The 12,658-nt window shown below is 51.5% G+C and carries 9 protein-coding genes; 1 reads left to right on the forward strand and 8 read right to left on the reverse strand.

The features are described from left to right. Window positions 1-238: 238 nt before the first annotated feature. The gene (glnA, locus tag OGY83_RS01930; protein ID WP_003825314.1) at window positions 239-1,648 is read right to left on the reverse strand and encodes a glutamate--ammonia ligase; all 1,410 of its coding nucleotides are present in this window, start codon (window positions 1,646-1,648) and stop codon (window positions 239-241) included. Between the two features lie 379 nt (window positions 1,649-2,027). On the opposite strand from glnA, the gene typA reads away from it, so the two are divergent. Further along, on the forward strand, window positions 2,028-3,851 hold the full coding sequence (typA, locus tag OGY83_RS01935) for a ribosome-dependent GTPase TypA (RefSeq protein ID WP_008786988.1): 1,824 nt from the start codon (window positions 2,028-2,030) through the stop codon (window positions 3,849-3,851). 69 nt (window positions 3,852-3,920) lie between these two features. Here typA and ompL read toward each other — a convergent pair whose 3' ends face one another. The 7 genes from ompL to yihT all read right to left on the reverse strand — a co-directional run bounded on the left by ompL (window position 3,921) and on the right by yihT (window position 12,651). Next, the gene (gene ompL / locus OGY83_RS01940; protein ID WP_191234392.1) at window positions 3,921-4,613 is read right to left on the reverse strand and encodes a porin OmpL; all 693 of its coding nucleotides are present in this window, start codon (window positions 4,611-4,613) and stop codon (window positions 3,921-3,923) included. Window positions 4,614-4,679: 66 nt separating this feature from the next. Then, a complete protein-coding gene (locus OGY83_RS01945) occupies window positions 4,680-6,101 on the reverse strand; it encodes an MFS transporter (RefSeq protein WP_286635094.1) in 1,422 nt (473 codons plus the stop codon). Between the two features lie 46 nt (window positions 6,102-6,147). Then, on the reverse strand, window positions 6,148-7,530 hold the full coding sequence (locus tag OGY83_RS01950; protein WP_048227542.1) for an MFS transporter: 1,383 nt from the start codon (window positions 7,528-7,530) through the stop codon (window positions 6,148-6,150). 45 nt (window positions 7,531-7,575) lie between these two features. After that, window positions 7,576-9,612, reverse strand: coding sequence for an alpha-glucosidase (locus OGY83_RS01955; RefSeq protein WP_286635096.1), 2,037 nt, complete (start codon window positions 9,610-9,612; stop codon window positions 7,576-7,578). Between the two features lie 48 nt (window positions 9,613-9,660). Beyond that, window positions 9,661-10,503, reverse strand: a complete 843-nt coding sequence (locus OGY83_RS01960) for an aldose-1-epimerase (protein WP_286635098.1) — start codon at window positions 10,501-10,503, stop codon at window positions 9,661-9,663. A gap of 18 nt (window positions 10,504-10,521) precedes the next feature. Beyond that, entirely contained in the window at window positions 10,522-11,763 is a 1,242-nt protein-coding gene (yihS, locus tag OGY83_RS01965; protein ID WP_126957459.1) for a sulfoquinovose isomerase, read from the reverse strand. A gap of 12 nt (window positions 11,764-11,775) precedes the next feature. Next, complete coding sequence (yihT, locus tag OGY83_RS01970) at window positions 11,776-12,651, reverse strand: sulfofructosephosphate aldolase (protein ID WP_286635100.1); 876 nt, start codon at window positions 12,649-12,651, stop codon at window positions 11,776-11,778. Window positions 12,652-12,658 lie beyond the last annotated feature (7 nt).

Here is a 12,658-nt window from a genome sequence, read left to right on the forward strand (position 1 = left end):
GCTTTTTACATCAAAAAAGCGCGAAAAAGCAGGTTGTTAGTGGAGAAAAAAGCCCATCCTGGGATGGGCTACAGATGACTGGCAAACATAGATGCCGGATGGCGGTTTTGCCTTATCCGGCCTACAAGGTAATGTTACCCTCCAGGCCTGGTAAGATTGCGCCATCAGGCGTCCTATCATTCGCCATCGATCTCAAGCCTGCCTGAGCAGGCTAAAAGTTCCACGGCAACTCAAACGATTAAACGCTGTAGTACAGCTCAAACTCTACCGGGTGCGGAGTCATACGCACGCGGTCATCTTCTTCGCGACGCAGTGCAATGTACGCATCGATCGCTTCATTGGTGAACACGCCGCCTGCGGTCAGGAACTCGCGGTCCAGATCCAGTTCTTTCAGTGCTTCTTCCAGAGAACCAGCAACCTGTGGGATCTCTTTCGCTTCTTCCGGCGGCAGGTCGTACAGGTTTTTGTCCATCGCTTCGCCTGGGTGGATCTTGTTCTTAATACCGTCAAGACCAGCCATCAGCAGCGCTGCGAAGCACAGGTACGGGTTAGCAGCCGGGTCCGGGAAACGTACTTCGATACGACGCGCTTTCGGAGAAGCAACTACCGGGATACGGATAGAAGCAGAACGGTTACGGGCAGAGTAAGCCAGCATGACCGGCGCTTCGTAGCCTGGGACCAGACGCTTGTAGGAGTTGGTGGTCGGGTTCGCCAGGGCGTTGATCGCTTTAGCGTGTTTGATTACGCCACCGATGTAGTACAGCGCCTGCTCAGACAGACCTGCATATTTGTCACCGGAGAACAGGTTTACGCCGTTCTTGGACAGGGACATGTGGCAGTGCATGCCGGAACCGTTATCGCCAAACATTGGTTTTGGCATAAAGGTCGCGGTTTTACCGAAACGGTGAGCGACGTTGTGAACGACATATTTGTAGATCTGAATTTCGTCCGCTTTTTTGGTCATGGTGTTAAAGCGGGTCGCGATTTCGTTCTGACCAGCAGTCGCCACTTCGTGGTGATGCGCTTCAACAACGAGGCCCATTTCTTCCATGATCAGACACATGGTAGAACGGATGTCCTGAGAAGAATCTACCGGAGGAACCGGGAAGTAACCGCCTTTCACGCCAGGACGATGACCTTTGTTACCACCTTCGTATTTGGTGGAGGAGTTCCATGCGCCTTCGATGTCATCGATAGCCACGTGGGAACCGGAAATAGATGCGCCGAAACGGATGTCGTCAAACAGGAAGAACTCTGGCTCTGGCCCGAACAGAACGGTGTCTGCGATGCCGGTAGAACGCAGATATTCTTCAGCGCGTTTAGCGATGGAGCGCGGGTCACGGTCGTAGCCCTGCAGCGTACCTGGTTCCAGGATATCGCAACGGATGATCAGGGTAGACTCTTCAAAGAACGGGTCGATGAGAGCAGTAGACGCATCTGGCATCAGAACCATGTCTGATTCGTTAATACCTTTCCAGCCACCGATTGAGGAGCCGTCAAACATTTTGCCTTCTTCAAAGAATTCGGCATTTACCTGATGAGCAGGAATAGTGACGTGCTGTTCTTTGCCTTTGGTATCAGTGAAGCGTAAATCAACAAACTTCACTTCGTGCTCGTTCAGCATCGTCAAAACGTGTTCAGCGGACATACTTACTCTCCCGGATTGGTCATTGTCGTCGTGGTAACGAAGTCTTCAATTCTGCAAAAATTGGCCGTGTCGCCATAAAAAATATAAAGCGAAATCTGTGCCAACTTTTAAATTGCCCCTAAAAGGCGTTATCATGCGCACCATCGTGCAAAGGGGCTGCACCATGAAGGTTGTATTGCACCATTATAGTGCTTTAATGTGAACATTAAGCACCATATTGGTGCAAAGCATGTCAGATTACCCCTTTTAACGCTCCGTGAATGTGATCACAAAGAAACTCTGCAATACTTGTTTGCGGAGGATGTTTGTGATCCTGTTTTGTACTGCGATTAATCCGTGTACAATAACGCGCTATTTCTAAAATGCCTGAGGCAAAGTTGTGATCGAAAATTTGCGTAACATCGCCATCATCGCGCACGTAGACCATGGTAAAACGACCCTGGTAGACAAGCTGCTCCAACAATCCGGTACGTTCGATGCACGTGCTGAAACCCAAGAGCGCGTGATGGACTCCAACGATTTGGAGAAAGAGCGTGGGATTACCATCCTCGCTAAAAACACCGCTATCAAATGGAATGACTACCGTATCAACATCGTTGATACCCCGGGGCACGCCGACTTCGGTGGTGAAGTTGAACGTGTAATGTCCATGGTCGACTCCGTGCTGCTGGTGGTGGATGCAATGGACGGTCCGATGCCGCAGACGCGCTTCGTGACCAAAAAAGCCTTTGCCCATGGCCTGAAGCCAATTGTTGTTATCAACAAAGTTGACCGTCCTGGCGCGCGTCCTGACTGGGTTGTTGATCAGGTATTCGACCTGTTCGTTAACCTCGACGCTACCGACGAGCAGCTGGACTTCCCGATCGTTTACGCTTCCGCGCTGAACGGTATCGCGGGTCTGGATCACGAAGACATGGCTGAAGACATGACTCCGCTGTATCAGACCATCGTTGATCGTGTACCGGCTCCGAGCGTAGACCTTGATGGCCCGCTGCAGATGCAAATCTCTCAGCTGGACTACAACAACTACGTTGGCGTAATCGGTATCGGCCGTATCAAACGTGGTAAAGTTAAACCGAACCAGCAGATCACTATCATTGATAGCGAAGGCAAAACCCGTAACGGTAAAGTCGGTAAAGTTCTGACCCATCTGGGTCTGGAACGTATCGAGAGTGATATTGCTGAAGCAGGCGATATCATCGCGATCACCGGTCTGGGCGAACTGAACATCTCCGACACCATCTGCGACCCGCAGAATGTTGAAGCGCTGCCAGCTCTGTCCGTTGATGAACCGACCGTAACCATGTTCTTCTGCGTAAACACCTCTCCGTTCTGTGGTAAAGAAGGTAAATATGTTACCTCTCGTCAGATCCTTGACCGCCTGAACAAAGAGCTGGTGCACAACGTTGCGCTGCGCGTTGAAGAAACCGAAGATGCGGATGCGTTCCGTGTATCCGGTCGTGGTGAGCTTCACCTGTCTGTTCTGATCGAAAACATGCGTCGTGAAGGTTTCGAAATGGCGGTTTCCCGTCCGAAAGTAATCTTCCGCGAAATCGATGGCCGTAAACAAGAGCCGTTCGAAAACGTAACGCTGGACGTTGAAGAGCAGCATCAGGGTTCTGTGATGCAGGCTCTGGGTGAGCGTAAAGGCGACCTGAAAAACATGAATCCAGATGGCAAAGGCCGCGTACGTCTTGACTACGTGATCCCAAGCCGTGGTCTAATCGGCTTCCGTTCAGAATTCATGACCATGACTTCCGGTACCGGTCTGCTGTACTCCACCTTCAGCCACTACGACGACGTTCGTGCGGGTGATGTGGGTCAGCGTCAGAACGGCGTACTGATCTCCAACGGCCAGGGTAAAGCAGTTGCGTTCGCACTGTTCAGCCTGCAGGACCGCGGTAAGCTGTTCCTGGGTCATGGTGCTGAAGTTTACGAAGGCCAGATCATCGGTATTCACAGCCGTTCTAACGACCTGACTGTAAACTGCCTGACCGGTAAGAAACTGACCAACATGCGTGCGTCCGGTACTGACGAAGCAACGGTTCTGGTTCCGCCGGTTAAGATGACTCTGGAGCAGGCTCTGGAATTCATCGATGACGACGAACTGGTAGAAGTTACCCCAACCTCTATCCGTATCCGTAAACGTCACCTGACTGAAAACGATCGTCGCCGTGCAATGCGTGGCGCGAAAGAAGAGTAATTAACGCTCTTTTTCAGGTAAGCACAAAAAAGCCGCTGATTATCAGCGGCTTTTTTTATCCCGGAAGGATTAGAAGAAATACTTAGCCCCGACACGAATTTGATTTTGTTCGCGGTGATAAGGTTCCACATTGCGATCTAACCAGCGTAGTTCCAGGTAGGGTAACCAGTGTTCATTGATACGATACTTGAAGGTATTCGTAATTTCCCAGTGGTGATCTTTTCCATTACTGCTATTGAAGTCATTCACTCGAATAAAATAGTGCGGCTCGAAAGTATAGGAAAACTTATCGGTGATGGTAAAGTTCCAGTAGTTACCTATTTCATAGGTATCGTTATTGTCCAGGTCACCGTTTAGATCGGTTGAGCTGTAGTTATTATGGTTATATCGGTTACGCACGGTAAGATTAAACCATGGGGTAAATTTATAGTTAACATCCAGATAAGCAGCACCACCGGAACCAGTACTCTTATCGTTTATCAACCCACCTGGCTGAATAGTTAATTTATCTGTCGGTTTAAATAACGGATACCAGCCCTCTATTTCATTATAGCCGTGTTTTAATTCATCCTTGCGTTGCATTGTGTAGGTGTTGGTGAGCATGATACCCGCGCCCATATCGGAGTTATAGCCAACGCGCATCATCACTTCTATCTGATCGGATGCCAGATTATATGCCTCACGGTTCTCGACATAGGCACCTGCAAAAACAGAAGTAGAAGCAACAGAGGATAAGAGAATTAGTGTTGTTAACTTTTTCATAATAAATCCATTTTTTAAGCGTAGGGAGGCCGCCATCCATTAAGATGGAATAGGCGGCTATTATTTTTATACGTTTACAGCAGAGGTATTATTTTTAGTGGTAACAGGATCCGATAGAACATTGTTTTTCTTCCGTTGGCTGATTTCCTCAATAATAAAAGCAAAGCGAGTTTCGTTGAGCTTATAAAATAAACCCATCGTGAATGCAGCGATAATGGCCAGCCCACAAGGCCAGAGGAAAATAAGCTGACGCAGGCCGAGCAAAGTTGCATCGCTTTGGGTTATGTTGGGGATATAACCGATTTGCGTCAGCATGATGCCCGGCAGGAACCCAGCGAGCGCAGCGGAAATTTTGCGCGAAAAGGTATAACCCGTATACACCGAGCCTTCAGCGCGGATCCCCGTTTTCCATTCGCCATAATCGACTGTATCCGGGACCAGCGCCCAGTTCAGGCTGTTAACAAAAGCGGTTCCGAAGAAGGCCATACAGGAGAATGTCACGAACAAAAATGATGTACTGCCCCAGAAAAAGTTCAGTACATCGCCGATAGCCCATAATGCCAGACCGCCCAGGTAAACCTGCTTTTTACCGAAGCGTTTCACCGCAGCGGGAACCAGCAGTACCCCAACCAAAATGCAGCCCATGCTGAAGAATCCCATCCACGACAGCAGATGAATATCATTGAGCACGTACTGGGTGTAGTACACCTGGATTGCCAGCTTGATGTTGAATGCCGCCAGTGTGCATAAGTTGGCGACACACAGCACCAGCAGGGGAGGGTTACGGAAAATGGCACAGAACGATTTGAGAATGCTGGGTTTATGGTGATCCGGCACGATTTCAATGTAGCGTTCCTTCACTCCGCTGAAACACCACCACATGCTGAACAGCCCGCAGACTGAAAAGATCAGTGCGGCGATCAGATAACCCAGAGAGGATGAACTGACAAATAGCGCTTGAATCGGCATAAAGCCAACGGTGCACAGTAACAGGCCAACGGTAGCGCCACCCTGACGCCAGGCGGCGAGCTGAGCGCGTTCATGCGGGTTTTTAGTGATCGCAGGCACCATCGCGCCGTAGGAGCAGTTCATCAGGCTATAGAACAGACCGAACAGCATAAACAACACCGTCGCCAGCCCAGTTTTTACCGTTAGCGTAAAATCTGTCGCCATAAACTGCGCGCTGGCAACAACTGCGACAGGAAATGAAGCGTACAAAATAAAAGGTCTGAATTTGCCTTTTGCGCCAATATTACGTCTTGAGTCCAGCAATACACCGGTCAACATATCAGTGAAGGCGGTGAAAAACTTCGCCACCAGAAAGATAATCCCACCGTAATACGCCGGCATCCCTAGTTCATCGGTATAAAATTTAAGCAGATACAGCGTGCCGATACACAGCATCAAATTTGAGCCGAAGTCACCCACTCCGTAGGCGAATTTTTCACGCAGGCTCAGTTTTAGCGTTAGCGGATCATGAAAAGACATAATCGCTCCTCAATAGCGCCCCGTAGGGCGCTATTCATTATTATTATCAAACGGGTTGTTTACGCGCTTCTATCTCTTCAACGATGCGGACATACATCTTTTCGTTAAGGTTGTAGAAACAGCCCATGGCCACAATAGTGATCACCGCCAAAGCGCAGGGATAAATAAAGATCAACTGACGCAAACCTTCGACTGTACTTGCTGATTGCACCACGTTGGGAACGTAGCCGATTTGCGTCAGCATCCAGCCAGGGAAGAATCCTGCCAGCGCTTGTGACACTTTACGAAAGAAGGTGAAGCCGGTGTATACCGTGCCTTCAGAGCGTACGCCAGTTCGCCATTCGCCATATTCCACCGTATCGGAGACCAGCGCCCAGTTCAGGCTGTTAACGAATGCTGAGCCGAAGAACGCCAGGCAGGAGAAGGCGACAAAGCTGACGGAACCGCCACCAAAGAAGTAGTTAAGCAAATCCCCCGCAACCCAAATTAGCAAACCGCCAATGTAGACTTTTTTCTTGCCGAAACGTCTAACCATTCCTGGCATCAAGAAGACGCCAATGAAGATACAGCCCATGCTGAAAAAGCCCATCCAGGAAAGGAGGATTGGGTCATTCAGTACGTACTGGGTGTAATAGACCTGAATTGCCAACTTAACGTTAAATGCGCCAAGCGTACAAAGGTTGGCAACGCACAGAATAAACAGAGGGCGGTTACCGGCGATGGCGCGGAAGGATTGCAATAATCCCGGTTTTTGCGCTGCATCCACGGGTTTCACTTCCACGTAGCGTTCTTTTACCCCGGCATAGCAGAGCCACATAAACAGCAGGCCAAACAGAGAAAACAACGTGGCGGCGAAGATATAACCCAGCTGTGAGTTGCCTTCGATCAAGTTCATCACAGGGACAAAGCCAACTGTACACAGCAATAAACCCAGAGTTGCACCCCCTTGTCGCCAGGCTGCCAGTGAAGCGCGCTCGTCCGGATTTTTCGTAATCGCGGGAACCATTGCACCGTAGGAGCAGTTCATCATGCTGAAAAACAATCCGTACAGCATAAACAGCACCGTTGCCATCACCGTTTTACCGGTTACTTCAAACGGTGTACCGACAAAGTTGGCAATTGCCAGCAAGGTAACCGGAAATGCGGCGTAAAGAACGAACGGACGGAATTTGCCTTTTGGGCCGATTTTGCGGCGGGAATCGAGCATAATCCCGGTGCCCATATCGGTAAACGCGGTAAAAAATTTGGCGATAAGGAAAATGATGCCGCCATAAGTTCCTGGTAAACCAAGGACATCGGTATAAAACTTGAGTAAATAGAGCGTACCAATGTCCAACAGGATATTGGAGCCTAAATCACCCATCCCATAGGCGAGTTTTTCTTTGAACGGCAAGCGTAGGGTTGCCGGATTAGAGGAATTCTGACTCATTATTATTCTCCATGTGCCCGCGAGTTTCCCCGCGGGCGAGCCGTGTTAGATGTTGCGTAAGGTGGCAAACAGTGACGCCCATTCACTCTTCGCGCGATAAAACACCGGAGGCTTGCCAATAGGTGCATCTACGGTAATTTCACCGCCCTGGTAAGTTTCTCCAGTCCAGACGTTTACCCAGCTATCCTCCGGCAGATACAGCGTCCAGTTTTGCTGGCCCTGTTCGTGAACCGGCGCGACCAGCAAATCCTGTCCCAGCAGGTACTGATATTTCAGGGTATAGGTCCGAGCATCGTCTTCGTAATGCAGGAACAGCGGGCGCATTACCGGTAGGCCGGAGGCGGCGTTCTGCGCAACGGCCTGTTTGAGATACGGTTTCAGGGTGGTGAATACGGTGGTCATGCGGGCAAAGTGGGCGATAGTCTCTGCATCGCCATCAAACTGCCAGTTATCGCCAGGGCGGTTACCTTCGTGGGTGCGCATCATCGGCGTGAAGGCGCTGAAGTCACACCAGCGCAGCAGCAGTTCTTTGCTGCGTTTCATGTCAAACAGGGTGGTGTAGCCGCCGATATCGCTGTGGTGCAGACCGTGGCCGGTCATCGCCAGCGATAGCGCCGCAGGAACGACGGAAGCCAGACCGTCGTCGAGGCTCCAGTCAACGTTCTGATCGCCTGCCCACATCATGGTGGAGTACTTCTGGCTGCCGGTGTAGCCCGCACGCATAAAGAACAGGATCTCGCCGAGTTTGCCGGTTTCCTGTAACGCTTCGTAGTTGCATTTGGCCCACAGTGCGGGCCAGGCGTTATGCATAATTTCAGCGCTGACGCCGTTGTGCAGATACGTATCGGTTGGCAGATATTCGCCAAAGTCGGCCATCCAACCGCCGCAGCCCAGCTCAATCATGTTCTTTTTGATGACTTCTTTGAACCAGTCGTAGGCTTCGGGGTTGGTCAGATCGACCACACCGCCGTAAAACTCGCCGAACTCAACCAAATAATCAGCGCCTGAGGCATCTTTCGCCAGATAACCGCGAGCGGCAGCTTCGGCACAGAGATCTTTATCGCTGGCGACGTATGGGTTGATGTAGGAGAGAAACTGCACGCCTTCTTCTTTCCACTGCTTAATACGGTTATCCAACTGCGGATAGTTGTCGCTGTTCCACTTCCAGTTCCACATCACGCGCTTGCCAAAGGAGGTCATGCGGATCCCGGACCAATCCTGCGCCCAGATGCCGTTTACTTTCACGCCTGCATTACGCATGGTGTCCAGTTTGTTCTGGCAAATCTCAGTACCGCCTTGAATACCGAGCGTGACGCCGTCGTAAATCCAGTCCGGCAGCTCCGGCTGGCGACCTAACAGCGCGGTCAGTTTTTCCAGCAGGGAAATATACGTGTCGGCGCACTCAAAGCGTAGGGTGGTTTTGTCTTCCCACAGCGCCAGCTCGTGATACTCCGGTGCGCTGAAGTCGAAATTCATATAGCAACTGTTATCAACGTGGCAGTAATACTTCTGTGTGCTGACGAAGGTCGGCTGCGGGAAGAAGGTCCAGTAGTAGTCTCCGCCGGCATTTTCTTTGCAGTCAGCCTGCCAGGTGACATAGCTGTTTTTGTTACGGCCCACGCCCTGTTCGCTGGTCCACAGTGGGAAGGGTTTTCCGCGCAAATCGAAGTAAGAGAATTGTTCACCGCAGCCGTAAATATGATCGTCCGGGTTGGCTGCCAGACGCAGCCAGATGCGGTTATGGCTGAGATCATCGTTGTGCAGGTCCAGCTTCAGGCGGCCCTGTTCATCGGTAGAGATGTGCAGCGTGGCGTTGATGGTATTACCGCGGCTGAAATGTACCAGCCAGCCATCAGGTGACTCGCTAACCGTGGCGTCGGTCAGAGCAATCTTCTCATTGAGCTTGTCTTTGATGCTGAAGTTGCCGCGAAACATGTCAATGTCGGCAACGCCAGCGCCGATCCATAGACAAGGGGTTTCTGTGCTGTGACGTAAAATCAGGCGCTGGTGGTACGTTAAAGCAAATCCATCAGGTAATGATGTGAGTTCTAAGGCGGTTGATCGTTGTTGTAGCGAATTCATTATCGTCTCCGTAAAAATAGGGTAATTCGGTAATTTGTCGGAAATCTGTTATTCACTGCCGATTAAAAAATGCATCTGATGTGTTTCTCCGGGTGCTAGATGAATCAGGCTAATTCCGGAGTTAAAGGCGTCTGGCGGGCAGGTCATCGGTTCAACCGCCAGGCCACGCCGTGCTAATTTCTCGCCGGTGTACACCTGTAGCCAGGGCTGGTGGCTGCGTAAAAAGGTGGACATGTTTTGCGATGGACTGGTTATCCTGACTTCCCACTCAGCGTCAGGTGGCATGGTCCTGAACGTATGATCGATAGTGGTTTGCGCAATGCGTCGCGGTGTAATGAAACCCCGCTCGTCACATGTTTCTTCACTTGCCGGGAGCGTTAATTCACAGTCATCGATAGGGTGCAGATTGCAGGTCAAGTAGGGATGTGCTCCCGCGCCATAGGGTGCAATTTCGTCACCCACATTCTGTGTCCGAATAATGACGTGCAATCCGCTGTCTGCCTCCAGTCGGTAAATCACCTCTGAAACCAGCGCAAAGGGATAGCCATAAGAGGGCGGAAGAAAAATCGTCAACGACACTTCCGTGTTCGACTGTTGATTAATCTGCCAGTCCCGCCAGGCCAGCAATCCATGGATGGCGGTATGTGAAACAGGGTCGTTAACGGCAAGCTGGAAGGTCTTGCCGTTATGTTGATAGCAGCCATCTGCAACGCGATTTGGCCAGGGAACCAGCACTTTTCCTAAATGTGCCAGCGGCATCTCTTCCGGCTTATGTGGAATAACAATGTGACGCCCACGGTGCGTCAATTCTGCTAGTCCAGCACCAACCGTGACGATTTTCGCCTGGAAGTTTCCGGCTTGAAGATGAATGGTTTTTCCACCGTTATGCATGGCTGCTCACCTTGTTACTTATTTAGCGTTGATGTCCAGCAGACCGGCAGCCACCGCCGGAGCAAGGCCCGGAGCCAGCGGTAGGCGCGGGATCACCAGGCAGTGCAGCAGGTGATAAATGTCCTGCTTACCGTCCCAGACTTTGGTGGTCACCTTGTTATCGGTGTCCAGCTCCTGCCACCATGAACCGGTCTCGTAGTCCATCAGATATGTGATGCAGTAATCCCACCACTTCTGGTACCAGGCTTCGTACTGGCTGTCGCCGGTGAGGGTGTACAAGGCATAGGCGGTACCCATCGCCTCGACGATCGGCCAGCGCACTCTTTCGCGAACGATGGGTTTACCGTCCCAGTCCACCGAATAGACAAAACCATCCGCACCGTCTGGTGCCCAGGCATCACGGATGGTGGCGTGGAACAAGCCTTTGGCATCTTCCAGCAGCCAGGCGGGAGGCGTTTCGAAGCGGGCTTCCAGTGCGGCATGCAGATGCAGCATCAGGCGACCCCATTCGATCCAGTGGCCTGGAGTACCGCCGTAAGCGCGGAAACGGTGAGCTGGGTTATCCTTGTTGTAATCGCGGATTGGGTTCCACTGTGAATCGAAGTGTTCGTTAACGCGATACTCCCCGCTGCGAGCCACGTCGTGAATAATCACCGAAGCAATTCGCAGTGCGCGATCGAGCCATTTACGATCATGGGTAACGTCATACACGATCAAGAAAGCCTCGACCGCGTGCATGTTGGCGTTACCGCCGCGGTAATCTTCCGTCTGGCTAAAAGCTTCGTCCCAGGATTCCAGGCACATCTGCTCCTCTTCGCTCCAGAAGTACTTTTCAATCACGTCGATAGCGTCATCCAACAATTGTCTGGCCTGCGGATGACCGGTGGTGACCGCACTTGCCGCACCGAGCAAAACAAAGAAATGCTGATAGCCCTGTTTGGAGGCGTCCATAACGCCTTCATCATTTACGCAGGCGTACCAACCGCCGTAGCGAGTGTCGCGTAGCGCACCGTTTAGTGCTTTAATGCCATGATCGACTAGCTGATATGCGCCAGGACGACCCATTGACGCGGCAACGGAGTAGACGTGCAGCATGCGGGCGGTGATCCACAGATGTGTCCCCATATCTGCTCTGACCTGACCACTGTTTCCCAGCCAGCCAAATCCGGTGGGTACCGCCGCGTTCTTACCAAAGTTAAAGATGCGATCGGTTTCTTGCTCCAGCCAACGGTTGTGACTTAGGGTGTTAAACCATTTCATTCTTAGATCCTCTTAGCGCCGGGCCATCATTTCATCGACGATATCGCCAAGACGTTGCAATTTAGGCGCGGAAACATCACGCAGCATCAGTTCGGTATCCGGCAGGCCAACAACCGATGACCACACCGCACGTCCGGCCAGGAAGCCGGATGCGCCAGCGGTCATTGCTACGCTGACCGCGCGCGGGAACAGTTTTTCATCTACACCAGAGGAGAGAATGACCCACGGCATGTTGATGTTTTCATTCAGGCGCTGAGACGCGCTAAGCAGTTCTTGTTGGGTACCTTTGCCGTATAGCGGCATTTCGACCTTGTAGAGATCGGCACCGCAATCACCCAGTTCTTTTGCGGCATCGATAATGGCCTGTTCGCGATCGAACTTATCGCCACGACGCGGTGGACGAACAACCGGCTCGATGATGCTCAGCAAGCCATTGGAATGGCATAGCTCATTGAATTCTTTCACCATATCAAGACGCTGTTGGGCATTTTCATCGCTACGCCACAGCACCAGCAGTTTGAGAGCCTTGGCACCATCTTGCTTCACGGCCTGCGGGTTGATTTTTTTATCAATCACCACGCTATCGACCGGAATACCGTTACCCGGAATAAACTCATCAGCGGCCACAATCATGGCGCAACTTTTGGCGACCGCGTTTTGCTCTACAACCTGGCGGTAGCAGAACTGCTGATCGACCAGAATGGCGGAGGCATAGGGGGACAGGATCTTCGCCGCATTGACTTTGAAATCGGTCAGCACGCTGTCATTGACCGGGGATTTTGCACCCGCTGCGGCAAACATTAAGCGCATGGCTTCGCGCTGATCGACCGCCAGCATGGCAAATCCGCCAGAAGCTCGGGTGATATCTTTCAGGGTGTACTTCGTCATTGCTCAG

The organism is Citrobacter sp. Cpo090 (assembly GCF_030332665.1).
Taxonomy (GTDB): Bacteria; Pseudomonadota; Gammaproteobacteria; order Enterobacterales; family Enterobacteriaceae; genus Citrobacter; species Citrobacter portucalensis.